We start from the raw sequence: 24420 nt of genomic DNA, 5'->3' as shown, positions 1-24420 counted from the left end.
TCTATGTGTATCCATACCCATCTATGAACAGACAGCAGGCCGCCGACATGCTGCAGAACAGCATCGCTTCCAAAGCGTCAGCGGCTCATTTGTATCAACGGCTTTTTCCATATGCTCCGGCTGCTGATCAGCCGGCCATCAGGCAGGCGTATGAGAAAGAATCGTCCATGTTGCATGAGCAGTCTCTCCTTTATACACAGGTGACAGGAAAACAGCCATCTTTCCAGGCTGCACCGCCATCCTTCAGCTCCTATCAGGACGGCCTGCAGAAAGCCTATAAAATGAAACTCGATCATTATAATTATGATCAGCAGGCGTACCGGGCACTTCAGGGTTCTTCTTGTCAGTCGTGTTTTCAACGCGCATGTCAGAGTAATGCCGATGAAGCGGGTCAATGGTACGAACTGCTGAACCGCCAGGAAAATCCAGCATCGACGATGGATTTCGGGGGCCGGCCGTTTGTGTTGGATATCGAAAAAGCGACGGTAAATAATGATACCTTCCGCACAGCCGTATGGACGGGAGATCACCTGCAGGTCACCCTGATGAGTATTGGTGTCGGTGAGGATATCGGCCTGGAGATTCATCCGGATGTCGATCAGTTTCTCCGTCTGGAGCAGGGACGTGGACGGGTGCAGATAGGACCTGAAAAAGATCAGCTTACATTTGAAAGGGAAGTTTCTGATGATTATGCCATCATGATTCCTGCAGGGGTTTGGCATAACGTAACCAACACAGGGGATGTTCCTATGAAGCTGTATTCGATTTATGCTCCTCCTGAACATCCATTCGGCACGGTTCATAATACAAAGGCCGACGCGCTGGCTGCGGAAGCTGAAGAGTAAAGATTTCTCCTGGAAAAGCTTGAGGTTGATCTCTCCTTTTGGAATAATTGATACGAAAAGGGGGATTTGGATGAAGCTCACACATTTTCTACTCTTGACTATTTTTATTATGCAGGGGATATCTCTTGTAAATGTAACCCTTATGGATAACGACTGGAATGGTTTGATGCTCTGGGTCAACACCAGTGTGCTTATCGCTGCAACCGCTTTAACGGTGAAACCGGTGGATTCCATCCATGAAGATCATTAAAGGTACGTTTTCCCACAGGGAGGCGTACCTTTTTCTTTTTAGGAACTTCGAAAGTAGGGGGACGTTTTCCGGGCACAATAGACCTATGGATTTACATAACTATTACGTACCTTTAACCCTTTCTTACCATCACTTCTTCTGTCGTTAACATAGAGCAGCTAGTATGAACCATGTAACCACGTGAACGGAGGGAATCCTTTTGAAAAAGCAGCTCGCAAAGAAACTGCTGGCGGTGACAGCGTTGTCCTGCCTGTTTTTTGGAAGTGCCGATGATCCATCTTTCTTAAGTGCAGCTGACCACAGCAGAGGGGTCAAAAACATAATATTCATGATTGGTGACGGCATGGGGCCGGAATATACAACGGGTTACCGTTACTATAAAGACGATCCGGAGACCAAGCATATGGAACCGACAGCTTTTGACCCCTGTCTTGCAGGGATGCAGTCCGTTTATTCCCATGACCCTTATCACGAAGGCGGTGAAGAGGAAGAAAGGGAAAATATCACTGATTCCGCTGCTGCTGGTACAGCCTTGTCTTCCGGGATCAAGACGTACAACGGGGCGATTGCGAAAGACCTGGACAAAGAGGATACGAAGACAGTACTGGAAGCGGCTAAGGAAAAAGGGATGTCCACAGGGCTCGTTGTTACTGCCCAGGTGAACCATGCTACACCTGCGGCTTACGGAGCTCATAACGAATCCCGTCAGAACTATGATGCCATTGCGGATGATTATTTCGATGATCAGATTGACGGGGAGCATAAGATTGATGTGCTTCTCGGTGGAGGAACTGATTATTTTATACGTGATGACCGGGATCTGACGAAGGAATTCCAACAAGACGGTTATGATTATGTGACCACAACAGAAGAAATGGCGGACTCAGACGGCGGTCAGATTCTTGGATTGTTTGCGCCTGGCGGGTTGGATAAAGCCATTGACCGCCCCGAAGAACAGCCTTCCCTCGCGGCTATGACGCAAACTGCGATTGAAAAGCTGAAAAGCAATGAGGAAGGCTTTTTCCTTATGGTGGAAGGAAGCCAGATTGACTGGGCTGGTCATGACAATGATGTCGTAGCTGCCATGAGTGAGATAGAAGATTTTGAGGGGGCCTTTGAGAAAGCGTTGGCTTTTGCAGAAAAGGATGGCAGAACGCTCGTCGTCACAACAGCGGATCATTCGACAGGCGGTTTTTCCCTTGGAGAAGGCGGCCCTTATCAATGGGATCCGGATGTCATTCGTGCTGCTTCCCATACTCCGGATTACATGGCCGGTCAGATTGTGGAAGAAGGAGCTGACGTAAAGAGGACCTTGACGGATGCCATCGACTTTGAATTGACGGAAGAAGAAATTGCGTCTGTTCAGGAAGCTGTGAATAAAGGGAACGAAGAGGAGTCATTCACCGCGGTCGACAATGCGATTGAAGCCATCTTCAATAAGCGCTCCGGAACAGGATGGACGACTGACGGACATACGGGGGGCGATGTCCCTGTATATGCTTACGGCCCAGCCTCTGAACGCTTTTCCGGATTTATGGATAATACGGACAACGCTGAAATTATTTTTGAACTGCTGCATGATTCAGAAGATGAAGAAGGAGCTCGGCTCGCCAATACAGCCACTTCCTATCCGCTGGGGATGCTCATGGGGGCCATTGTCGTTGGAGCGGGTGCGATTCTTTTTATGAGAAGAAAACAGGTGAAAGCGTAACGAACTGCGGAGTAAAGGAGAGATCCGATGATTCAAAAGCTGGGCGTTGTCGTATTGCTGCTGGGACTGGTGCTTATATTCTGGAATGGATTTAACTGGTGGTCGGAGAGCCGTGTCGCTGTTTATGATGCAGAGATGCAGGAATCTGCTTACTCGCTGGAGAGTGAACAGCCTGAATCGGGAGACTTCGTAGCTGCCGAAACCGTTGAAAGCTATCAGGAAGGGGATCGGGTTGGAGAGCTTACGATTCCCAAACTTGGACGTAGGTATCCTGTCTTTTTCGGGACTGAAGACACGACGCTGAAAGAAGGCCTCGGACTATATGATACATCGTATACGACCCTTCCCTCTGAGAAAGGGCACACCGCTCTTGCCGGCCACAGGGAAACGATGTTCCGCGGTCTGGACGATCTTGTTCCCGGCGATTTTCTCTATGTGAGGGAAGGAAATTATGAGTATGAGTATCAGATTAACCGTACGTGGGTGACGGATGAGGGGGATACGTCCGTCATTGTAAAAACGGTCTCTCCCACATTAACCTTAACGACGTGCTATCCTTTTGACTTCATCGGCCCGGCTCCTGAACGCTTGATCGTGCAGGCTGAGTTTGTAAAAAAACAAAAACTGCCTTAAGGGTACAGGGGCCTCTTTCCATAGGGAAGGGGCTTATCTTTCTGAATACTCTATCCTCCAGATGTGGAAAACCATACACGGGAAGGGTTTTTTTATAAGAATGCTCTGCGGTTATTTCCCAAATTACGTTCTCTTATAGAATAAAGCAAGCGGCCAACCCACCGTTCGTTTTTCTGAAATGGAACGAGGATTTCTATGGTAAAATTAAAGTAGAAAATCAACGATGAGTGACAGCAGATGGGGAAATATAAGACGACTGTTCCAAGGTGCTGAGTAAAAAAGGGGGATGAGCAATGACTCATACAGTTCAGATTACGGGTGTGGAAGACTGTGGAAATGCTCCTAAGAAGCAATGGTTGAAGTCGTTTAACGAAGCTTTTGCGACAGGGGACACCACTTATATTCTGGACCAGGTGGCTGATGATGTGACATGGAGGATCATCGGGGAATCTTATACGATCCAAGGGAAAACGGCGTTTGCTGAAGAATTGAAGGCCATGACTCAATACAAAGTCAGCGGGATGCATTTTGATCAGATCATCACGCACGGAAGCACCGGTTCCGCGAATGGAACGGTCCTTATGCAGAATGGCCGGAAGTATGGCTTCTGCGATGTTTATCTTTTTACAGGGGCTGGGAAAAAGGCTCGACTGAAGGAGATTACCTCCTATGTAATCCTGCTCCCCTCGAACTCCAGCTGATCCGCCATCATCGCGTTTCATCTTTCCCGGGAAGAAGGATATTCTTCTACTGAACTGTACCATAAATAAAGAGGGACGCTGCGGAAGGCAGCGTCCCTCTTTTAATTGAAATCAATAGTCCTGCCATGCTTTTTGATACAACTGGATGAGGACCGGGCGGTTCAACGTATTGACGGGGATATCAAAGGTGCCCCCGTCCTCTTCCTCAATGACAGCGTCGGTATCATTTCCGAACGCGAATAAGGCACGCGCTGTCTCTTCGTTCAAAAAGGAAAGGTCGTCTGAGACCTGCAGATTGTCGAGATCGATGGCCTCCCGTGAGGCCAGTGTGAACCCCCAGTTTCCGAAACTGGGTACATCCAGGTGATAGCTGTCTGTAAACAGCCCTGTTTCCTTTATCGTTTCGTGGATCGTCCAGAATACTTTGGGTGCAAAAACCGGGCTTGTCGACTGCATGCTGATCTTCCCGCCGGGAGCAAGATGGTTCCGGACGAGCGAATAAAATTGTGTAGTATACAGTTTATTCAGCCCTTCATTGTTCGGGTCGGGAAGATCGCCGATAATGACATCATAGAAGGCTTCATTTTCCTGTAAGTATTGAAAGGCATCGGCATGAACGATTTTCACACGGTCATCCTTAAGGGCACCTTCATTTAGACGGAGCAGCTCGTGATGCGTATTGGCAAGGTCCGTCATCGCCGGATCCAGGTCTACGAGCGTGATGTTTTCCACCTGGTCATGCTTTAATACTTCACGGACAGCAAGACCATCCCCTCCTCCGAGGATAAGGATGTTCCTTTTCTGCTCGGCGAGAGCCATTGGGATATGGACAAGGGCTTCATGGTAGCGGTACTCGTCACTTTCTGAGAACTGCAGCTGTCCATTCAAGTAAAGACGTACATCATTCGGTTCCTTGGTCAGGATGATCCGCTGATATTGTGTATCCTCGGCATGGATCACCGGATCGGCATACACCCTCTGCTCAAAGGCTGCGGCGTATTTTTCACCGTAAAGAAAGCCCCATCCAAGCAGAAGCAGAATAAGAACACCGCTCAGCTTATGAAGAGTCGGGCGGCGGATTTCCTTTTGAAAATAAAACGTAAGGAACAAAGCGATTACAGCGTTGATTGCGGCTACTAAAAAGGCTGTCTTGATCAATCCCAGTGCAGGCCTTAAAAGAAGGGCGAACCCGATGGAGCCGATCAAGCTTCCTGCATAGTCAAAGAACAGGACACGGGCCGTGCTTTTGCTGATATCCGCCCGGATCTCCTGCACCCGCCTGATTAAGATCGGCAGTTCCAGTCCGGTCAGGAAACCGGTAAGGGAAATGACGATATACAAATAGACCTGTGCGGTTCCCTGGTCGAAAAAGGAAGAGAAAAAGAAAAGACCGAATACGGAAAAGCCGCCAATGATGGCGATTAGAAACTCAGCCTGTACGAACCGGGTCACGAGCCAGTTTTTCAAGCGCTCACTAACGGCCGCGCCGATTCCCATGGCCATTAAAAAAAGACCGATGGTAATGCAGTAGTAAAGAACGCTGTCTCCGAACAAATAACTTCCAGCCGCCCCGTAGAGAACTTGAAAGACAATGCCACAGATGGAGACAATTCCTGATGATAAGTATAAGTATCTCTGGGCGTTCATATAGGTCCCTCCAAATGGCTTACGTAATGCTGCCGGCCACGGCGAAGCCGATAAAAATACTTACAGCAGCAGCAACAATAGCGACAGCTGTATTGTTTTTGCGGATTTCGTCTTCAGCTTTGAAAGGGGTGACCAGTTCAAAGAGATAGTACCCGGCAATCATTAATACAAAGCCGATCAAAATCCAAATGGCTGCGCCCCAGATGCTCAAGTTGTGGGCAATGGACGCTTGAGTAATGATACCAAGGCCGATCAATTTACCAGCAAACTGTGTACCGACAGCTACATTCCCATTCAGCAGCTCCTTTCGGTCATCGTAAGGGGTGAATTTTTCAAAAACGGCCATGCAGATACCGGCTATAACAAGCATGAGCACCCAGTAGACGAGGGTAAGCAGCAGCTCTGTGGCATCAAGGATCTCTGAAAATTCGAAGGCAAACATAGGTGATTCACTCCTGTCTTTATTTATTTTCCTGTTCCTGGTCCTCCGCCGCGGATCCCCCCTGGTGAATCAGAGGAGTATCTCAGGGTCGGAAGCTTTCCACTGTTTTTCACATAACCGCCGCCAAGGATATACCCGGTGTAAATGAATCCTCCACCTCTGGATTCAAAATCCATATCAAACTCCTCTTCGGCCTCACGGGCAATGCCGTAATCAGAAAAGAAAGCGGTGGAATAGTTGTTTCGTACAAATTCTTCACCGGACATTTCAACGAGAGAATCATTGGCGTCTTTTGGATCTTCAAAAACCTGTACGAGCAGATCATCATAAATCATAAGGTGACGGCCGTTCTTCGAGGCCTCATACATCGGCTCGTTGGTATCCATGATCTGATCGGCGACCGTATCCACCGTCTGATTGGAAGCCCGGTAGATTTCCGATTTGTTTTCCCTGTCATCATACACGATGTCTTCGAGGGGATACGTGTTGTCAACGGCTCCCTGGACAGAGGAACAGCCGCCCATGATGATCAAGAGAAGAAAAAAGCTGTAGCTGATCCATCGCTTCATTGGTTCACCTCCTGTAAGCCATAGTAAAGTATCGGTTGAAAAAGCCGCAGGTGTTTATAAGGCCCGGTTAAGAAGGCAGACCCAGGGACAATTTCCCATTTCATCCTCTTCTATTATACTTATGTACGAACGAGGACTCAATAATGTTTCGTTTCAAGTCTTTTGACTTCGAGAAGTACCGCCCTTTATACTGAACATAGAAACTGCAGCCTAGACAAGGAAAGAAGAGATAGTATGAATTTACGCGTAGAGGATTACATCAGCATTAAGCTCCACCAGACAGACTTGAAGCTGACCAGTGAGATCAAATCGCGTCTCCAGCCCTACAACCTTGCTCCTGAACAGAATTTAGTCATGATGTTGTTATGGGAAAAGGATGGCTTGACGCAGAACCAGTTGTCTGAAAAGCTGGGCAAGGACAAAACCAATATTGCCAGAATGGTCGTCAACCTCGAAGGAAAAGGCTTTATTGAACGGAAGTTCTGTCCGAAAGACCGCCGTTCCCTTGAAGTGTACCTGACCGAAAGCGGACGGAAACTGAAAGAAGAAGTGGTCCCTGTTTCCGAAGCGTTCAACGCGGATGTGACGGAGGGGCTGAGTACGCAGGATTTGGAACATCTGGATCAAGTGCTGACGAAAATCCTGAACAATATAAAAGGGTAAGGGCCCCTTTTTTTACCTGTATAGTATGTGTAGCAACTAATTAGAGGGAGGATGATCGAATGACATTCCAAAGAGAACTTAAGGAAAAATGGAGGGTCGAATATACAGAGATGAAGTTTCCGGCCATTCAGAAAGGATGGGTGCTTCCTGTAGAACGATGGCGTGAACTCGATCCATTCATTCTGATGGCGGAGGACTGGTTCAAAAAGGGCACGTTCCCTGATCATCCCCACAGAGGTTTTCAAACTGTCACGTACGTCGTGGATGGCCGGCTTGAGCACATAGACAACGCAGGCGGACGGGAGATTCTTGAACCTGGAGATGTCCAGTACATGAATGCCGGCTGGGCCGCCCGTCACGCAGAAGACGGTGTGGAGAATGATATTGCCCATACACTGCAGTTATGGTTGAACCTTCCGAAGGATAAAAAGAATTCCGACACGGTGTACCAGAATGTGTATCAGGAAGACGTCCCGGTTGTTTCTTTTGAAGGAGGACGTTTGAAAGTGTTCTCCGGTCATACCGCTGGGGTGGCCGGGCCTCTGGATTCCATCGTTCCGATTACGTTAACGGAATGGACGATGGGAGAAGGGAGTTCTTATACGATCCATCTCCCTGAAAACCATAATGCTTTTATTTATATGCTGGCAGGGGAGGCGGAAATCGGGACTGAAAAACAGGCAATGAGAAAACACGAGGCTGGGCTGCTGACTTTCCGTGAAACAGGGGAAGGGGAAAGCACTCTGGCGATCCGGTCCAAAAAACGCCGGACGAAGGTGCTCGTTTATTCCGGCCAACCGATTGGCGAGGAAATCGTCCCCCACGGTCCATTCGTGATGAATACCATGGAGGAGATCAATCAGGCCTTTGAAGATTTCCGGAACGGGAAGTTCGGACCTCCAGCTGTGTAAAAGGAAAAAAGCCTGTGAGGACACAGCCTCTCAGGCTTTTCTAATAGAACTTACCGCTGACGCATCCTTCATCATGTTTTCATGCTTCATCACAGAAACAATCACTTTTTCCGCCTCTGTGAGGACAGCTTCCCGCCACTCCTGTTCCACGGGGTAGAACATATTCCGGAGTTCCTGCAGGATCCAGCGCCGGTCTTCTTCACGCTCTGCTCCTTCCCAATACAGTTCATTTTCCAGGATGATGGTCGTGAATTCTCTCAGCTCTGCCTCGCGGTCCGTTCCGAATGTGCCGAACTCGAACAGGGCTGATAAAAGACGACGGTCAGGAAACTCATGTTGCTGCAGTTCATAAAAATGATTGGTTGAATCTCCTTTGACTTTTGAAGGGCTGAATTTTTCTACGTTCTCCATATGGTAATCGTTTCGAAGTGTGTCTACATCTCTTTCTTCATGATCGGAGATGACCATCGTCACTTCATTGGTCGGTCCAAGTGCTGTGTGCCAGTCCATATGAATAACGCGGCTGTAATTTCTCAGCATCTTTCTCTGCCACGATTTCATAATGGAAGCAGAACGTTCTTCCTCTTTCCCGCCATAATAAACGCCTTTTTCAAACTCATATTGTCCCATGCCTTTGGCGGTCTTGACCGCCTTATACCCTTGTTCAGCCATCCCTTTCGTTAAATATTCATAGAGCACTGTCTTTTCTCTTGGGATTTCCTTCAGGCTCCCATTCGGCTGAAAAAGACGGCTGGCATCACGATAGTTTGTGTTCAAATCCTCAGGCACGTGTTCAGTCTTATAAATGTAGTTCCGGTTCAAGTCCACATTGTTCCCTGTGACACGCCGGAAGTGCTTCATCCCCCACGGATTGATGCTGTGAACAAGACAGAGGCCCGTGTAATCAGCATCTACGGCGTGGCTGTGGTTTTCTATAAACATTTGTACAACAGCCGCTCCTGCATACCCTTCAATACCGTGCTCCCCTGTCGTCATGAACATGACCTGATCATTGGACACGCGGGCATCGGCATAGATGAAATCGATGGTTAAGTCTTCTTCATTCCCAATGCTTTCGGTATGGAGGGCAGCATCCGGCCACAACTCTTTTACCTGGGGAAGCAGACCGCGGAAACGTTCGCGGGACTCCTGATACGTTTTACTGAAGTACTGCTGTGTATCCATCCTATCTACAACCTTTCTTTGGAATGTCATCTATATGGTCTCTGGGATCTTTCCGATGCAGTGGAAGAGTGCAGCAGCGGAAAGCGCCCCCTGATTTAATGATCTCTGAAAAATCAACGGGAAGCACTGTGAATCCTTCTGCTTCCAGTTTCTTATTCAAACGGGTGTGCCGGGAGAGGCTGATCACTTTGTTTAAGCCGATGGAAAGAACGTTCGGACCCATATGGAACGTTTCATCCTTTGTAACAGGAATCACCCGGAATCGGTTTTGAATCATCTGCCAGCCCTCATCCGTGAACGCCTCCGGAAATGCCAGAGCCGTATGAGCATCCAGAATGTTCAATACACAATCAAGGTGAAGGACACCATCTGCGAGCGGGAGGGGGTGCACGTCCTTCTCCGGCTCCTGTTGTTTGAGTTCTTGAATGGCTTCCATTGAAGTCCGTCCACTGTATCCGACCCATATCGTGTTTCGATCAACAAGGACGTCTCCACCTTCTATCGGGGACTGGAAGGTATAGGTCTCCATACCTTTCAACCACTCCGCTAACTCCTTGGATTCACCTTTGCGCACTTCTTCTTTCATTTGACAGATGTAAAACCGGCTTCCGATAACAAATCCAATATCCCGGGTGAAGACTTGTTCATGGAGGTGAGATTTAGAAGGAAGCTGGTGAACGTTAACCCCTTCTTCCTTTAGAAGATGAACAAAATCCCGGTGCTGCTGTAAGGCGATATTCGTCTCAATTTCTTCAAAATGCTTCTGCGTTTCATTGATTTTGGCTTCGATTCTCATATGACGGGGCTCCGAGACGAGAACATCCAGCAGCTGCCCGTATTCAGAGGAGCAGTTCAATTCTGTTTTAGCAGCCGTATCTTTCACGGGGCAAACCTCCATTCTTTCGTTGCTGTATTTTTCCCCAACTCGGAGCAGGCGAAACAATAGAATTCCTCCGTTAAATGAGAGAAAATGGTAGAGTGAGAATGAAGGAGGGATTCGATGGAGTTTAAAGAGTTGAAGGATTTTGAAGCTTTTACAGGTTTGTCCCACCGCTGTTACCCCGGGATGAATCTTACATCAGCGGAGGAACAGGAACGCTATACAGAGCATCGTCGGAAAATGGCCGGCCATAAGGATGTCCACCCGGTCGGTTTATATGATGGCGGCTCTCTTGTCGGTGGTTATTTTGCTTACGATCATAAGATCCAGGTCTATGACACGAAAGTGAAAGGAGCGGGGATCGGGACTGTAGCGGTAGACCTTCCTTATAAAAAACAGGGACATGCCAAGCGGATCATTACGAAGTTTTTGCTGGATGCCAGAAAGAACGGCCGTATACTGGCTCACCTTTACCCTTTCCAGCCGGGTTTTTATCAGAAAATGGGCTTTGGCATCGGTCCGGAGCTGTCTGTGTATCAGTTCCATCCTTCTCAGCTTCCGACCTTTGAAACGACCTTAGACGTTCAGGTGCTTACGAGGGACCATTTAGACGATGTTCGTAGGTGCTACCACACGTGGGTGGATCAGACTCACGGCGCTACAGACATCCCCTCTTATGGCTTTGCCTTTCTGGAGAAGCCGGAGCAGCATACGATCGGGGTTCAAAATGAGGGGAAGCTGGAGGGGTACATGTCCTTTGAATTCAAGGCAGGGTCCCATTTCCTGGAGAACGATCTGCATGTGAGAAACTTCTTTTATACAACAAAAGCCGCCTATCAAGCGCTGCTTACTCAGCTTCATAACCAAAAAGACCAGGTTCGGTCTGTAAGCTTCCCAACGTTCGACGAAGATTTCAGTTTTACACTCGATAACCCTGTCCACGTGGAGAACCGGTTGATCCATTCCATTTATCATAAGACCGCCGAGCAGGGACGTGGTCTAATGTACCGGATCATCGATATCCCGGCGTTCCTTGAATCTGTTAAACACCATACGTTCGGCAGAGATACCATCCGGATAGGGTGGACTGTGAAAGACAGCCTGCTTGGGGAAACCTACAAAGAGGTGTGGCAGTTTGCAGCCGGACGACCATCTGTGACGAAAGAAGAAGCAGAGGTACAGATTGAACTTGATATAGGTTCCTTTTCTTCCTTAATGATGGGGTGTGTTTCATTACCTGCACTCGAAAAAGCCGGAAAAGCAAATGTATCGAAGCCGGTGGATCTTTTCAATCAACTGGAAAAACCGCAGTGCTGGACCTTTTTCTAAAGCATATTTAGAAGGATTGAACAGAGAAACCTCTGCATACATATAGTACATTAAGGAAAATGATGGAACGGAGTGGAGGGAGTGAATAACAAGAGCAGACTGGCAGAAGCTGTTCATTACTTCAAGATGCGCCCCCTGATTCATGTAATGGAAGCGGCCCGCGTGAAGTACGAAGCATATGGAAAAGCTGGTGGGACAATCATGACCGAGAAGCTCGCCTACAAGGAATTGCTGGCTCTGGCTGAGTTCATGGGAATGTCCGAGCATGCGCTGGATTTAAAGCGGAAATTTTCCATTTCCCGTTTTGAGCGGCGGATCATGGAGCGATGGGGGATAACCTTAGGGGATTTACTTGAAGAATATTTCAGGGGTGCCCAGGATGAACATGGGTGAAGCCTTATGAAAAGCCGGACTCATTCAGAATGAGTCCGGCTTTTTGTTATACCCACGTATAATCCCTGCCCCAGCTTTCCTGAGCGAGAGTTCGTATACTCTGGACAATCGTGTTTTCGACAGCGTAAGCGTCTCCCTGTTCATAAGGGTTGTAATGAAAAGCGTACAGCCTTGAGGTGAATTCCTCAAAAGGCAGGGAGCTTTCTCCTTCTTGTTCGCCATTCCCGTTGACGCTCGGCTCAATATTCTGTCCCCAGTTCTGGGAGCCGTCGTTATTGGGATTGTAAAAGTAAATGCGGTACATCCCATGCGGGTCTTTTGCAATTCTTGTAATGGAAACAGCATGAAGACCGAGCAGCTTTCCGTGGACGTTGGTTATGAAAATGCCGACGGGGTTTGGATAGATCAGCTCATAGTCATCATTATAGTCCGGGTGGTGAGTGGCATAAAAGAGTTTCAGGAATCCGTTGTAGTCCAGGACATACCCTGTTATCGGATCAAATACGGAACTGAATCCTTTCTGCACCCAGTTGCCGTAAAAGGCCGGGTTTACCCAGCGGTGGCCGTCCTCTCCGCGGAGGGCGACACGGGTCATCATCTCGCTGTAAATCTTATCCAGATGCGGGACGAGGACGAGTGACACAGGATCAAGCTCTTTATCCAAGTCAGGGGCGAGGCCGCCTTTTAAATCTTTGGAATGGATTTGTGCGCCTTCAAAAGTGAAATCCAGATCACCATCCCTGGCTGCCCTTGGAATGATTTCAAGCAGGAACCCGGGGGCATGCTGGGCCCATAAGCTGATGCCTCGTGCGGCCTGGCACGTCGGATTGAATCCCTGGCCGACGCCCAGCGGCTGACCGAGGACCTGGATGGCTCCTGCAACGAGAATGCTGTTGGCTGTCACCCCTTCGCCCGTATTGGTTGTGGAGTAAAGGGCGTTCCGGACGTCCGGACGGATATCCAGCTCTATCAGCCTGCGCAGGCCCGGAGCCACTGGTGAATGAGAAAGTATCCCGCGTTCAAGCATCATGGCAAGTCCGTAAACCGACTGTCTCGTTCCCGGGAAAATGGACGAACGGATCAGCTGGATCACAAGCTCCCGGTTTTCTTCAAGGTTGGCACTGCCTTTGCTGTTGAGGCTCAGGGCATAAGATAACAGGCCGGGGTTCTGCTTGCTTAAAAATCGTAGCAGTGTCGCATGATGGGGAGCGACAAGCCCGGTGTCGCGCATCGATTTGGCAAGTGCTGTACTCTCTGAGATAAGCTCCGCTCTCGGGATCGTCTTCAGCTGGCTGCGGTAGGCATGGACATCTTTATATTGGTCACTCAGTGGTGACGGTCCTTCAATCGCCGATATAAACTGCACGAGTTCAGACATGTCATTCTTTTCCGTGTCCAGATTGACCATCTCTTTAGCCATCTTGATCATCGATACGACTCGTTTGATCATGATGGGACGCTGGGCGGTCAGGCGCTTGATTTCGTCAATAAGGGTCTGGATGAGGGCGGTCGACGATAAGTGTGTGGAAAGAAACGTAAAAAGCTTTTCGGCTTTTTCGTCATTTTCGTGTTTCTCCATCCGCGCGCTTTCACTGGCATCCGGAAAAAGCAGGTTCAGGTTCAATACCATGACTTCATTTAAAAATTCTTCAGCCATCGTGCGCGTCACACCAGGATTGGACGCTTTTCCTTCAGCAATGGCAAGCATACGCAGCTCACTCAGCACCTCGATGATCATAGGCAGCCCTTTCGCTTTCAAGGAACCCGCTACGAGAGGAGGCTGAAGCTTCTCCGCGGATTCCCATGGCCCATCCTGAAAAACACCGGCCTCTTCAAATCGCGCGGCATGCTGGTATAAGTTTTCAAAACCGTCGTCCGCATCAATCAGACGGTTGGCCTCCTGATAGACATCGGTCTGGTATTTCGGTTTCACAAAGGAAGGAGCCTGGTCGAGCTGTTCCAGAGCGTAAATAAATCGTTCAGCAAGAGCACCTGTGGTTTGCGGCATGTGACTACTCCTTTCTCTTTTTGAGAGAACTTAAATGTAGAAATTATACGTTTCGTACGTTTCGAGAAGGTCACGCATTTCTTCACTCTCACGGCCGTAGAAGAAGATGGTCCCATAATGGTTCCCGAAGCCGACACGTTCCGCTACTTTCCCCTGCGGAGGTGTGAACATGTCATGCTTTTCAAAGTAGGGGTGGTCCTCAAGCTCTTCCGGGATTTTCAAGTCTTCGACATAATCAATACTTGGATGAACCATCAGGCAGCCTGCATAATTTTGATAATCATAAGGATCCGGGAAGAATTCTTTAAGCTCTTCCTCCGTCGTACCCGGATCACTGCATAAGATCTGGGCTTCATAAGCACTGAACCCGTAGGCACGTTCAATCAGTTCAAAAATATGTCCTCCCGGCACACGTGCGGCCACTTCACCGAAGTGGAGCGTTCCGTCCTGCGTAATGAAGTATTCCGGGTGGATGACGCCGTATTCGATTTCGAACGCATCGACCAGCTGCTGAACGGCCTTTTCAATCAATGGACGTTTTTCTTCCAGAGAAGGAGAGGCAGGAACGAAATTGGAGTACCCGAGGCGCACATATTCGGTAATATTCAGGAACCGGACTTTTCCTTTATGAATGAACGCTTCGCAGGAGAATTCCTGGCCGTCGAGATGGCTTTCCATCAATAGAGGGAAGTCCGTCTCCTGAATCTGATTGATATCTTCTTTCGTATAGACCGTCAAATGGCCGACGGACCCGGCTTTGTCCAGAGGCTTCACGTGAATGGGGTCATAGTGGTCACCTTCCAGCTTCAATAAAGCTTCATTCACTCTTTTTAAGAATCGTTCCACATCATCTTTATCTCTGGCCTCTTCAAAAACTCCGACTTTAATACCGGAGATCTGCGCTTTCCGCTTCATCATTCCTTTATCACGAAGCAGCAGGGAGCGGTTAAAGACTTTAGGATCTTCCCTGAACCGGGCGTTCAGGGCGCCTGCCCATTCGACACACTCTTCATACAAAGGGACTGCCAGCTCGGCTCCCATGTCCCGGAGCTGCTTGTACAATTGATCGGAACCTTCATTCAGCTTATTGAAGTCCCAACCTACAAAAGGAATCTCATGCTTTTCGGCATATGATTTGAACTCTGCGGGACCTACGACGATGAACGGGCGGTTCATCCGTGCGGCCGCTTCAATGGCTTGGACACTCCAGCCCACCAACGCTGTGTAATAAGGCTTTGTCTTCTCAGATTCTTCTATTGATGTATTCAATTCCAGTTGATCCAATTCCATTCGATTCCTCTCCTTTGTCATTGAAAATCTAAATTTAGGAAACTTTGACAATCGTAAGTTAAACGTATCAAAGTAGAGAGAAAACTGTAAGCGATATATAGCTCTTCGACAAAACTAGTGAACGTTTTACAAAACTCGCATTTCCTGTCGGAGAATGATCTATTTCCTGGGAAATGATTGAGGAAAGGGAAATCCGTGAATAGTAAACAAAAAGGAGGAAGAAGTATGGCTGAGAAGCGTTCGTGGAAAAATTTACGACCGACGCAGTTGATCGCCCGAAGCCGGGGCTACTTTTCAGAAAAGGAAACGCTGAAGAAATTGAAAGCCTACAGCAGCCGGCTGGGAACTCAGTTCGTCTATTACAGTCTGCTGTTGTACTATGCATTTCAAAGTCCGAATACACCGAAGAAGGCAAAACTCACGATTGCGGGGGCTCTCGGTTATTTAATTCTGCCGGTGGATGCTGTTCCAGATGTGCTTCCGGCTGTCGGCTTTACTGACGACAGTGCTGTGATTTTGTATGCGGTCTATCAGGTGCTTTCCCATATCGATGATGAAGTGAAAGAACAGGCGGGAGAGAAAGTCAGTACGATTTTCGGACGTCATGTGTCGAAGGATGAACTGAAAGATCCGGAAGAAGACGGGGAAGCCGGCTTATAAGGCATCCCCGCTTTTTTTATGTGGAAGTCTCTTGTATAATAAGGATGTTTTTGTGAAAAGGAGACTTCAATATGACTGGAAGCATACAGGACCTCAAAACCGATGGGGCCTTTTTTAAATATTTGAATAAGAAAAATGAATATAAACAGCAGGTTCGTGAGACGATGGTCCGTACAGCTGCCAAGCTTACGTCATCCGTCACTTCCGAGCAGCGGCCGGGGATGCTTTTAGGAAAAGTGCAGTCTGGTAAAACCCGTACTTTTATCGGGGTTATGGGGTTGATGTACGATAACGGTTTTGATGTCGTGATCCTTCTGACGAAAGGAACGAACGCACTCGTCCGCCAGACATATGCCCGTCTGGAGGAGGAATTCTCAGGAGCTGTGGAAAAGGATGCGATGCGAGTCTATGACATTATGTCGATGCCTGATAATCTTAGAAAATATGAGTGGTCTCAAAAGCTCGCATTGATCGTAAAAAAGGAGACGAATAACCTGGAGCGCCTGAGGGCTGCATTGGAAGAGAAATATCCCGAATTAAAGGAGAAACGGGTGCTCTTTATCGACGATGAAGCGGATTTTGCCAGTGTCGCTTATGAATATAAGCGGGATCAAAACCTTAAGCAGATGCGTGTCATTGCGACAAAAATCAATGAACTCCGCAAAAACCTCAAGCACACCGCATTTTTACAAGTGACCGCGACTCCGTATTCGCTGTACCTGCAGCCGGAGGATATGACGATTCACGAGGGGAAGGTGTTTGAACCGATCCGGCCGTCTTTTACGGAACTGGTTCCGGTTCATAACCGGTACATCGGCGGGGAGGTCTACTTCGAGATGAGTGAAAAGGAAGACCACCTGGCTTCGTACCTTTTCCACGAAGTGAACGAAAAAGAATTGGAAGTCATGAAAAAAATGGACGGCCGCAGGGTGAAAATGGACCAGCTCCTTGAACAGAAGAACATCTCCAACATCCGGAGGGCTGTTGTGAATTTTATTGTGGGGGCGTCTATACGACGCTGTCAGCAGCGCATGATGGGCAAGCGTGAGGAGAAGTACTCCTTTATCATTCATACGGAACGGGGCAAGAGCGCCCATGCCTGGCAGGCCGAGTTGATTGTAGGCTTTGAAACACTGCTTACGGAAGCATCCAGGGAGGAAAGCGGGACATTCCAGACGCTTGTTCGTGAATCGTATGATGATTTGGTACGCTCGGTGAACAAATTGAAAAAATCGCCTTGCCCGGATTTCAATCAGGTTTATGAGGAAGTCCGCCGTTCCTTTGATGAGGAATACATCGTAAGCAGTGTCGTCAATTCAGAAAAGGATGTTCAGGAGCTGCTGGACTACAAGGGAGAGTTGAAGCTGCGTGCACCAATGAATATATTTATCGGGGGCCAGATTCTGGACAGGGGAGTAACTATTCACAACCTGATCGGATTTTTCTATGGAAGAAACCCGAAATCCTTTCAGCAGGATACGGTACTTCAGCATTCACGGATGTACGGAGCCAGGCCTGCCGCTGATCTTGCGGTCACTCGGTTTTATACGACGGCCCGGATATACACGGTGATGAAACGGATCCACGAATTTGACTCAGAGCTGCGGCGCGCGTTTGAGAGAGGAGGGCATGATCAGGGGGTTGTATTCATTCAAAGAGATGGAACAGAAGAAATCATCCCCTGCAGTCCGAACAAAATCCTGCTATCCAATGTCCTGACGATGAAGCCGCATAAGCGGATGCTGCCTGTCGGGTTCCAGACCGGTTATAAGACCCATATACAAAAGCAGATCCGGCAGTTGGATGATCGGGTAGAACAGTTGAAAATGACAGCCGTAAAAGAACGGGACGGAGCGTATCTTGTCCCTGTCGATGAGGCTCGGCAAATGCTCAGACTTGTTCATGAAACCCTTGAAATGGAAGAGGGGTATGACTTTTCTATCGATGAGTATGAGAGTGCGCTGGATTATCTAAGCGCAGGATCAGAAAAAGGGGCGTATGTCTGGATACTTGCCAGAAAAAACAGGAACATCCAGCGCCGGAAACAGGATGGCAGTTATGAAAATTCTCCGGATACTCCTGGGCGCGGGCGGGGAGAGCTGGCGGAGGCCCGCCGCCTGGCTCGTGAATTTCCAGCTTTAATCATGCTGAGACAGGAAGGGAAGAAAGAGCAGGGATGGCGGGGATCACCGTTTTGGTGGCCGGTCCTCGTAGCTCCAGCCGAAGCAGCTCCGACCATTTATGCGGGGCGGACTGTGAAAGGAAAGCATTAAAAAAGGACCTTGAATGAAGGTCCTTTTTTAATGCTTGTTATTTTTCAATCGGTTCGTCGAATAGATCCGTGAATTTGGCGACGTTCTCGTAGCTGAACTCAAACGCCATTCTCACTTCTCCGAACCCAGGCTGATAAAAGTAGCCTTGAACCTCATAGCTGCTTGGATTTTCCCTCACCTTCGTCAGGTGGAAGTACCGCTGGATATACTGAGCCATTTCCTCCAGTTTTTTGTTTCGTACTTTGATCCACTGCTCTTTTAGTTCTTGAGTCGGGAAGTCAGATTCCTTTAACATGTGCTCACTCCTCTACGGAAATCAGAAAACTAGTAAACCATTTATAGACATTATACTATAAGAGGTCGTCGATAATTTCAACTATTCGAAAAAATCAAACGTGAAAAAGGACCTATTTATGAGAGAAGGCTTTTAAGAGATATGAATCCTTGTTAAACTATGGAAGAACGAATGAACCCGGGCTTCTATACACGAGGCAGCGGGTCTGTGACAACGTGTCATCGTTTTTTTACACATTTTCCACATTTGTTCATCCATGAACACGCTTCTGCCTGTAAAAGCTGTATTCCCGGTTCTTAGTTATGCAACCAAACTGCAATCTGGACAGTGGAGCGGCTGCGCTCTATTTACAGAAGCCGGTCGCGTGTTACAATGGCTAACACAACCAGATGAAAAAAGGAGAAATGACATTGAATAAAAAATGGTTATTGAGTTTAATGCTGGCTGCCTTTGTTGCTCTACTTGCTGCGTGCGGGGAAGATGAAGGGGCCTCTGATGATAATAAAGAAGAGACAGAGACGACACAGGAGGAACAGCAGGAAGGCGAACAGGCCGAAACGCCTGAGCCGGATCTTGAAAACGTTCCGGACGTAGTCGCAGAAGTCAATGGAGAGAAAATTACGAAAGAGGATTTCGAAACGACGTATCAAGGCCAATTCCAACAGATGGCTATGCAGTCACAAATGACAGGTACAGAGCTTGATCAGGAACAGCTGAAGAAAGATGTCGCCAACAACCTTGTCGGTCAGGAGCTGCTCGTACAGGAAGCTGAAAGCCGTGATTACGAGGTATCCGATGAAGAAGTCAATCAAATGCTGACAGACCTTGCCGAGCAGAACCAGATGGAATCCAAGGATAAATTTCTTGAAGAGCTTGCCAACCAGGGAATGAAAGAAGACGAAGTCCTTTCCCAGGTCCGTTCCCAGCTGAAAGTCGATCAACTTCTTGAAGAAGAAGTCAGTGTAGAAGCTCCGACAGATGATGAAGTCAAAGCGGAGTACGACAAAGCTGTCGAGCAGCAGGAAAGTGCGGAAACAGAACAGGAAATTCCTGCCTATGAAGATGTGAAAGATACAATCAAACAGAACCTTCAAACGCAGAAGCAGTCTGAGGAAACTCAAAAGCTTGTAGACAAGCTTCGTGAAGAAGGCGAAGTTACTGTAAATCTATAAAAAAAAGCTGTCCATTGTGGACAGCTTTTTTTGTGTGGGTCAGATCCATTCTTTCCATTTCTTACGCAGCTTCTTTTCGGATTTTTCCTTTCTCTTCTGACTATGCTTTTCACTATGGATCAACAGGTCGTATGCTGTGAAAGCTGCAATGACACGGGTAAGGATAAACACCCCGGCTGCTGATAATGTGGTAATCACGGGATAGTACGCAGACAGAGCCCCGTTGGTCACATCATTTTCTTCAAGAAGCAGGGTGACAAATCCCATACCGGCAAGAACTACCCCAAGCATGAGAAAAGAGACGAGGCGTGTTCGGACAGATTCAAAACGATCCGTGATTTCGGTTTTGAATCCGGGGTCAAAGATCAATTCCCTGCTGCTTATGATTTCATAGTTTTCTGCACCTTTGGTCGTCATGGCTTTAATAAAGAAAATCACCCCTGCAGCAGCGAAGCCTGCAATCATGACCGCAAGAATTTCGGGAGATCCTTTAAAAAGAAAGTATGGTACCAGACCAAGCAGAAACAGGCTGAGGCTTACGGCCAGTGAATGTCCCATGGAGTGTACGTAGGTCAAATGAGCTTCAGCCAATTCACGGCTGACGTAATACCCCTGTTCTTCCTCGGGTCCTCGTTCTGACTCTTTTTTTAATAGGTAGTCCATCGATACATTGAAACTGCTGCCTATGCACAGCAGTTTCTCCATTTCTGGATACCCCTGTCCATTTTCCCATTTACTTACGGCCTGCCGGGAGGTCTTCAGCTGCTCAGCGAGCGCTTCCTGCGACAACCCTTTTTCTTTTCTTAATTGAAACAGCTTTTCACCAAACTCCATGGAAAGCCTCCTTCATATTTGTTACATCCAGTATAGAAAACATTGGAATTATTTTCTATATCGGTAGGGTGGAAGTTTGTCAACGAACCGTTGCAAATGGGAAATGAGGGGGTTACATCTGCTGTTAACCTTGGAAACTCTGGATTTATAAGAAAAATGAGAATAATAGAACATCCTGCAAAAGGATTGACCCTCTACTTTTCCGTTGTTATGATTCTCTCTATAATTTAATTGACGAAACACCTTGTATAAGTTCAGGAATACGGCCTGAGCGTCTCTACCAGCTACCGGAAATAGCTCGTCTACAAGGGGAAAACAGATGGATCTTTCCCTTGGTATACGCACCGGCAGCTGCCGGTGTTTTTTTGTTTAGGAGGGAACACCATGAAAAACTTCTTTCAGTTTGAAGAAAGAGGGACAACGATAAAAAAAGAAACGATGGCCGGCGTGACCACGTTTTTGTCTATGGCTTATATTCTCGTTGTGAATCCAATCATACTCAGTCAGGCGGGGATGGATCAGGGCGCGTTGTTCACAGCAACGGCTTTATCCGCTATCTTTGGTTCTCTGCTGATCGGTCTGATGGCTAACTTCCCAGTAGGCATCGCGCCGAGTATGGGGTTGAATTCATTCTTCACCTTCTCTGTTGTCATCGGTATGGGAATTGAATGGCAGGTTGCCCTGACCGGGGTATTTATTGCAGGCATTATCTTTATGATTTTAAGTTTGTTTAAGATCCGGGAAAAGATTATCAATGTCATTCCTAAGGATTTGAAGCATGCCATTGCGGGTGGAATCGGTTTTTTCATCGCCTTTGTAGGGTTGAAAAATGCCGGACTGGTCGTTTCTAATGAGGAAACATTTGTGACCATTGGTGACCTGACATCACCAACAACAGCTCTGGCAGGCTTTGGTTTTGTTGTGACGTTGATGATGCTTGTCCGCGGTATACGTGGTGGGATTTTCTACGGCATTGTGGTGACAAGCATCATCGGTATGGTTTTCGGTCTTATGGATGTGCCGGGTTCTATTGTCGGGGAAGTTCCGAGTATGGCTCCCACATTCGGCGTCGTATTCCAGCACCTGGGTGATATATTCCAGCCCGAAGTCATTGCTGTGATTTTCACGTTCCTGTTCGTAGCTTTCTTTGATACAGCCGGAGCGTTGATCGCGGTAGCCAGTCAGGCCGGGATGATGAAGGATAACAAAATCCCGAATGCTGGCCGTGCCCTGCTTGCGGATTCATCGTCCGGTGTACTTGGAGCCATCTTCGGAACATCGACGACGGCATCGTTCGTGGAGTCATCGGCAGGCGTCGCGGTTGGAGGTAGAACGGGTTTTACAAGTGTCATCATTTCCGCTTGTTTCTTCATCGCATTGTTCTTTTCGCCGCTTCTTGGTGTGGTAACACCTGAAGTCACGGCGCCGGCGTTGATCATTGTCGGAGCGCTGATGGCCGTAGAAGTCAAAGAAATTGACTGGAGCCGTCTGGAAGTTACAATACCGGCGTTTGTTACGATTATTATGATGCCGCTCACGTATAGTGTAGCTACAGGTATCGCTCTTGGATTCATTCTTTATCCATTTGCGATGATTGCCCGCAGAGAATGGAAGCAGGTGCACCCGATTATGTATACATTGGGCGGATTGTTTATCATGTATTTCGTCTTTCTATAAAAAACGAATAATCCTGGAGCATGTGAGCTCCAGGATTCCGTCATTAGAAAACGCTGCGTTTTCCAGTTAGAGTTGGCCGTATGTCTCATGTGAGGAGGACGTTCCGCTTACCGGTGGATGCTTGCCGTGGGCACGGCCTCAGCTGACTTGGTCAAGAAACCATTTGACCAAGTGGATCTTCGGCTCGTGCTGGTCCCGCAGGCGTCACCACCGAACGCTCCTCGTGCCAACGTCGGAATAGATAGAACTGAAATAGATCTGCCATGTATAAGAGAGAATGCTGAGCACAGGTTTCCAGACTGAATAGAACAGCAATCGCGTCGTTGTTGTGAGGAAGGTCATGTTCGTGAACAACTGCTGTTGACAGTTCCTGAGACATCGGACGAAAAATAGGATATTTCTACACTATAATACCTGGAGCATGTGAGCTCCAGGTTTTTTTATGCCTTTATCAAGGTATGGAGTTTCTTGTTCCATTCCTCTGCAGCGAATAAGGCTTGAGAGTCCTCTAGTATTTCCCCGGGTTTGTTTGCCTGTCCAAGGACGTAACCGGAAAAGGGCAGGTGTACAAACTGGAAAATATGTTGGAACTGCTGCAGAAGCGGAAGAGCTTTCATATAAGGAGAATCGCCTCCAACCGCAAGTACAACCGCTTGTTTTTCAGCCATCCGCTCACGGAAATCCCCGTACTCAGAATCCCTCATCGTCTGGGACCACCGGTCGATGAACAGCTTCATTGCCGCTGACATGGAATACCAGTATACAGGTGTTGCAAAAATAAGAAGATCATAGCTCATCACTTGTTCCATCAAGGCTTTGTAGTCATCATCCACCGGCAGAAAACCGCCTTCGTCATGCCGGCCGTCCATGATGGGCAGGATGGTATATGTTTCGAGGTGAAAAGTGGTGACTTCCAGCCCTTCAACCAACTTTTCAGTAAGCATTTGTGTGTTTCCGCCCTGCCGGCTTCCGCCATTCAATACAGCAATTTTCATTTCTTTACCTCCTTTTGTTTCTCTTCTTCATTTAGCATATACTAAAGCTATCCATCATAAAAACGGATGATTTGAATTGTTATGATCGAAAAAAACGATGGAGGGATGCAGAATGGATGAAAAACAGCTGCTCACATTTTTAACGGCAGCAGAAACCTTGAATTTCACGAAAACCGCTTCTATGCTCAATTTTGCTCAATCCAGTGTGACAGCGCAGGTTAAATCGCTGGAAACGCAGCTGGGAAGACCATTATTTGAACGGCTTGGGAGAAAGCTTGTGCTCACCGAGGCCGGGCATCAGTTTAAAGGGTATGCTGAAAAGATGGTGAAAATCAGTGAGGAAGCCCGGATGGCGGTTAACGGGGAAAGGGGAAATGGCGGAAGACTGACCATCGGAGCCCAGGAAAGTCAATGTACATACAGACTTCCTCCTGTTTTAAAAGCATTTAAAAGCCGTCATCCTCACGTGGAATTAATCTTCAAGCCTGCCCACTCTGATGAATATGCCCGCAGGGATTTAATGGACGGACGCCTGGATGCGGCTTTTATTATGGACAGGTCCAGTCCGCGAGACTCCCTGACCATTGAAACGCTGCTTCAGGAGGATATCAAGCTTGTGGCTGCCAGTGATCACCCATTAGCAGGATCGAAAGGCTTTCAGCTGAGCGATATTGAACGCGAGCCTCTTCTTCTTACAGAAGATGGATGCTCGTACAGAAATCTCCTGGAGCAGACGTGTACCGCTTCAGAGGTCTATCCCGTCAATAAGCTGGAATTTGGGAGTATTGAGGCGATTAAGCAGTGTGTCATCGCCGGCCTTGGGATCGCTGCGCTTCCTCAAATGGTTGTTGAACGTGAGCTTACGGAAGGGAAGATTGTTGATTTGGGATGGAAGAGCCCCCAGCCACCAATATTTACCCAGCTGGCGTGGCATAAGGATAAATGGCTTTCACCCCCATTAAAGGATTTCATAGATATATCAAGAGAATTTCTTAAGCAAGAGAGGACGGAGGGATTTGTTTAAAAACCCCCGGAGCCTCAACCCCCGCCTCCGACA

At 47.9% G+C, this 24420-nt stretch carries 24 protein-coding genes and 1 riboswitch; of the genes, 14 read left to right on the top strand and 10 right to left on the bottom strand.

Annotated features, from left to right (window positions below; genetic code table 11):
* Positions 1-5: 5 nt before the first annotated feature.
* The 5 genes from GLV97_RS20260 to GLV97_RS06280 all read left to right on the top strand — a co-directional run bounded on the left by GLV97_RS20260 (position 6) and on the right by GLV97_RS06280 (position 4140).
* Positions 6-845, top strand: coding sequence for a cupin domain-containing protein (locus tag GLV97_RS20260; protein WP_160889302.1), 840 nt, complete (start codon positions 6-8; stop codon positions 843-845).
* A 70-nt stretch (positions 846-915) separates the two neighbouring features.
* Positions 916-1095 carry a hypothetical protein gene (locus GLV97_RS06295; protein ID WP_160889301.1) on the top strand — a complete coding sequence of 60 codons (180 nt, stop codon included), beginning with the start codon at positions 916-918 and terminating at the stop codon, positions 1093-1095.
* Positions 1096-1294: 199 nt separating this feature from the next.
* A complete protein-coding gene (locus GLV97_RS06290) occupies positions 1295-2806 on the top strand; it encodes an alkaline phosphatase (RefSeq protein ID WP_423784963.1) in 1512 nt (503 codons plus the stop codon).
* 27 nt (positions 2807-2833) lie between these two features.
* Complete coding sequence (locus GLV97_RS06285; protein ID WP_160889300.1) at positions 2834-3439, top strand: sortase; 606 nt, start codon at positions 2834-2836, stop codon at positions 3437-3439.
* A gap of 293 nt (positions 3440-3732) precedes the next feature.
* Complete coding sequence (locus tag GLV97_RS06280; RefSeq protein WP_160889299.1) at positions 3733-4140, top strand: nuclear transport factor 2 family protein; 408 nt, start codon at positions 3733-3735, stop codon at positions 4138-4140.
* A 111-nt stretch (positions 4141-4251) separates the two neighbouring features.
* Here the strand turns inward: GLV97_RS06280 and GLV97_RS06275 are convergent, their stop codons facing one another.
* The 3 genes from GLV97_RS06275 to GLV97_RS06265 are packed head-to-tail and all read right to left on the bottom strand — an operon-like array spanning position 4252 to position 6798.
* Positions 4252-5787, bottom strand: a complete 1536-nt coding sequence (locus GLV97_RS06275) for a polyamine aminopropyltransferase (RefSeq protein WP_160889298.1) — start codon at positions 5785-5787, stop codon at positions 4252-4254.
* A gap of 19 nt (positions 5788-5806) precedes the next feature.
* Positions 5807-6229 (bottom strand): DUF350 domain-containing protein, encoded by a 423-nt coding sequence (locus GLV97_RS06270; protein ID WP_160839084.1) that lies wholly within the window; start codon positions 6227-6229, stop codon positions 5807-5809.
* 23 nt (positions 6230-6252) lie between these two features.
* Positions 6253-6798, bottom strand: a complete 546-nt coding sequence (locus GLV97_RS06265; protein WP_160889297.1) for a DUF4247 domain-containing protein — start codon at positions 6796-6798, stop codon at positions 6253-6255.
* A gap of 234 nt (positions 6799-7032) precedes the next feature.
* On the opposite strand from GLV97_RS06265, the gene GLV97_RS06260 reads away from it, so the two are divergent.
* The gene (locus GLV97_RS06260) at positions 7033-7461 is read left to right on the top strand and encodes a MarR family winged helix-turn-helix transcriptional regulator (RefSeq protein ID WP_160889296.1); all 429 of its coding nucleotides are present in this window, start codon (positions 7033-7035) and stop codon (positions 7459-7461) included.
* 59 nt (positions 7462-7520) lie between these two features.
* A complete protein-coding gene (locus GLV97_RS06255) occupies positions 7521-8372 on the top strand; it encodes a pirin family protein (RefSeq protein ID WP_160889295.1) in 852 nt (283 codons plus the stop codon).
* A 30-nt stretch (positions 8373-8402) separates the two neighbouring features.
* On the opposite strand, the gene GLV97_RS06250 is transcribed toward GLV97_RS06255, so the two are convergent.
* Both GLV97_RS06250 and GLV97_RS06245 read right to left on the bottom strand, forming a co-directional pair.
* Positions 8403-9557, bottom strand: a complete 1155-nt coding sequence (locus GLV97_RS06250) for a M14 family metallopeptidase (protein ID WP_160889294.1) — start codon at positions 9555-9557, stop codon at positions 8403-8405.
* Position 9558: 1 nt separating this feature from the next.
* Entirely contained in the window at positions 9559-10440 is an 882-nt protein-coding gene (locus GLV97_RS06245) for a dimethylarginine dimethylaminohydrolase family protein (RefSeq protein WP_337194081.1), read from the bottom strand.
* A 117-nt stretch (positions 10441-10557) separates the two neighbouring features.
* On the opposite strand from GLV97_RS06245, the gene GLV97_RS06240 reads away from it, so the two are divergent.
* Together GLV97_RS06240 and GLV97_RS06235 are read left to right on the top strand one after the other, a co-directional pair.
* Positions 10558-11766 carry a GNAT family N-acetyltransferase gene (locus GLV97_RS06240; protein WP_160889293.1) on the top strand — a complete coding sequence of 403 codons (1209 nt, stop codon included), beginning with the start codon at positions 10558-10560 and terminating at the stop codon, positions 11764-11766.
* A gap of 81 nt (positions 11767-11847) precedes the next feature.
* Entirely contained in the window at positions 11848-12159 is a 312-nt protein-coding gene (locus GLV97_RS06235; RefSeq protein WP_160839072.1) for a hypothetical protein, read from the top strand.
* 46 nt (positions 12160-12205) lie between these two features.
* Here GLV97_RS06235 and GLV97_RS06230 read toward each other — a convergent pair whose 3' ends face one another.
* A complete protein-coding gene (locus GLV97_RS06230) occupies positions 12206-14167 on the bottom strand; it encodes a hypothetical protein (protein WP_160889292.1) in 1962 nt (653 codons plus the stop codon).
* Positions 14168-14197: 30 nt separating this feature from the next.
* Entirely contained in the window at positions 14198-15457 is a 1260-nt protein-coding gene (locus GLV97_RS06225) for an ATP-grasp domain-containing protein (protein ID WP_160889291.1), read from the bottom strand.
* Positions 15458-15682: 225 nt separating this feature from the next.
* Between GLV97_RS06225 and GLV97_RS06220 the strand changes: the two genes are divergently transcribed.
* Both GLV97_RS06220 and GLV97_RS06215 read left to right on the top strand, forming a co-directional pair.
* Entirely contained in the window at positions 15683-16117 is a 435-nt protein-coding gene (locus GLV97_RS06220; RefSeq protein ID WP_160839066.1) for a YkvA family protein, read from the top strand.
* Between the two features lie 71 nt (positions 16118-16188).
* Complete coding sequence (locus GLV97_RS06215) at positions 16189-18390, top strand: Z1 domain-containing protein (protein ID WP_160889290.1); 2202 nt, start codon at positions 16189-16191, stop codon at positions 18388-18390.
* A gap of 37 nt (positions 18391-18427) precedes the next feature.
* Here the strand turns inward: GLV97_RS06215 and GLV97_RS06210 are convergent, their stop codons facing one another.
* The gene (locus tag GLV97_RS06210) at positions 18428-18685 is read right to left on the bottom strand and encodes a hypothetical protein (protein WP_027955811.1); all 258 of its coding nucleotides are present in this window, start codon (positions 18683-18685) and stop codon (positions 18428-18430) included.
* Positions 18686-19089: 404 nt separating this feature from the next.
* Here GLV97_RS06210 and GLV97_RS06205 point away from each other — a divergent pair, with 404 nt between their 5' ends.
* Complete coding sequence (locus tag GLV97_RS06205) at positions 19090-19857, top strand: SurA N-terminal domain-containing protein (RefSeq protein WP_160839184.1); 768 nt, start codon at positions 19090-19092, stop codon at positions 19855-19857.
* A gap of 39 nt (positions 19858-19896) precedes the next feature.
* Here GLV97_RS06205 and GLV97_RS06200 read toward each other — a convergent pair whose 3' ends face one another.
* Positions 19897-20691, bottom strand: coding sequence for a helix-turn-helix domain-containing protein (locus GLV97_RS06200; protein WP_160889289.1), 795 nt, complete (start codon positions 20689-20691; stop codon positions 19897-19899).
* Positions 20692-20915: 224 nt separating this feature from the next.
* A riboswitch (purine riboswitch) is annotated at positions 20916-21016 on the top strand.
* Between the two features lie 59 nt (positions 21017-21075).
* Between GLV97_RS06200 and GLV97_RS06195 the strand changes: the two genes are divergently transcribed.
* Complete coding sequence (locus GLV97_RS06195) at positions 21076-22368, top strand: NCS2 family permease (RefSeq protein ID WP_160889288.1); 1293 nt, start codon at positions 21076-21078, stop codon at positions 22366-22368.
* 440 nt (positions 22369-22808) lie between these two features.
* Here the strand turns inward: GLV97_RS06195 and GLV97_RS06190 are convergent, their stop codons facing one another.
* Positions 22809-23363 (bottom strand): flavodoxin family protein, encoded by a 555-nt coding sequence (locus tag GLV97_RS06190; protein WP_160841378.1) that lies wholly within the window; start codon positions 23361-23363, stop codon positions 22809-22811.
* A 112-nt stretch (positions 23364-23475) separates the two neighbouring features.
* Here GLV97_RS06190 and GLV97_RS06185 point away from each other — a divergent pair, with 112 nt between their 5' ends.
* On the top strand, positions 23476-24387 hold the full coding sequence (locus GLV97_RS06185; protein ID WP_160889287.1) for a LysR family transcriptional regulator: 912 nt from the start codon (positions 23476-23478) through the stop codon (positions 24385-24387).
* The last annotated feature ends 33 nt before the right edge of the window (positions 24388-24420 follow it).

Source organism: Halobacillus litoralis (assembly GCF_009856355.1).
Taxonomy (GTDB): domain Bacteria; phylum Bacillota; class Bacilli; order Bacillales; family Halobacillaceae; genus Halobacillus; species Halobacillus litoralis_B.
The sequence above is the reverse complement of the archived record's forward strand: the minus strand, read 5'-3'. Positions and strand labels throughout refer to the sequence as shown.

Coding starts and splice junctions, on each gene's coding strand:
- GLV97_RS06295 (WP_160889301.1), top strand. CDS start 916: ATGAAGCTCACACATTTTCTACTCTTGACTATTTTTATTATGCAGGGG.
- GLV97_RS06285 (WP_160889300.1), top strand. CDS start 2,834: ATGATTCAAAAGCTGGGCGTTGTCGTATTGCTGCTGGGACTGGTGCTT.
- GLV97_RS06280 (WP_160889299.1), top strand. CDS start 3,733: ATGACTCATACAGTTCAGATTACGGGTGTGGAAGACTGTGGAAATGCT.
- GLV97_RS06275 (WP_160889298.1), bottom strand. CDS start 5,787: ATGAACGCCCAGAGATACTTATACTTATCATCAGGAATTGTCTCCATC.
- GLV97_RS06270 (WP_160839084.1), bottom strand. CDS start 6,229: ATGTTTGCCTTCGAATTTTCAGAGATCCTTGATGCCACAGAGCTGCTG.
- GLV97_RS06265 (WP_160889297.1), bottom strand. CDS start 6,798: ATGAAGCGATGGATCAGCTACAGCTTTTTTCTTCTCTTGATCATCATG.
- GLV97_RS06260 (WP_160889296.1), top strand. CDS start 7,033: ATGAATTTACGCGTAGAGGATTACATCAGCATTAAGCTCCACCAGACA.
- GLV97_RS06255 (WP_160889295.1), top strand. CDS start 7,521: ATGACATTCCAAAGAGAACTTAAGGAAAAATGGAGGGTCGAATATACA.
- GLV97_RS06250 (WP_160889294.1), bottom strand. CDS start 9,557: ATGGATACACAGCAGTACTTCAGTAAAACGTATCAGGAGTCCCGCGAA.
- GLV97_RS06240 (WP_160889293.1), top strand. CDS start 10,558: ATGGAGTTTAAAGAGTTGAAGGATTTTGAAGCTTTTACAGGTTTGTCC.
- GLV97_RS06230 (WP_160889292.1), bottom strand. CDS start 14,167: ATGCCGCAAACCACAGGTGCTCTTGCTGAACGATTTATTTACGCTCTG.
- GLV97_RS06225 (WP_160889291.1), bottom strand. CDS start 15,457: ATGGAATTGGATCAACTGGAATTGAATACATCAATAGAAGAATCTGAG.
- GLV97_RS06220 (WP_160839066.1), top strand. CDS start 15,683: ATGGCTGAGAAGCGTTCGTGGAAAAATTTACGACCGACGCAGTTGATC.
- GLV97_RS06215 (WP_160889290.1), top strand. CDS start 16,189: ATGACTGGAAGCATACAGGACCTCAAAACCGATGGGGCCTTTTTTAAA.
- GLV97_RS06210 (WP_027955811.1), bottom strand. CDS start 18,685: ATGTTAAAGGAATCTGACTTCCCGACTCAAGAACTAAAAGAGCAGTGG.
- GLV97_RS06205 (WP_160839184.1), top strand. CDS start 19,090: ATGACATTGAATAAAAAATGGTTATTGAGTTTAATGCTGGCTGCCTTT.
- GLV97_RS06200 (WP_160889289.1), bottom strand. CDS start 20,691: ATGGAGTTTGGTGAAAAGCTGTTTCAATTAAGAAAAGAAAAAGGGTTG.
- GLV97_RS06195 (WP_160889288.1), top strand. CDS start 21,076: ATGAAAAACTTCTTTCAGTTTGAAGAAAGAGGGACAACGATAAAAAAA.
- GLV97_RS06190 (WP_160841378.1), bottom strand. CDS start 23,363: ATGAAAATTGCTGTATTGAATGGCGGAAGCCGGCAGGGCGGAAACACA.
- GLV97_RS06185 (WP_160889287.1), top strand. CDS start 23,476: ATGGATGAAAAACAGCTGCTCACATTTTTAACGGCAGCAGAAACCTTG.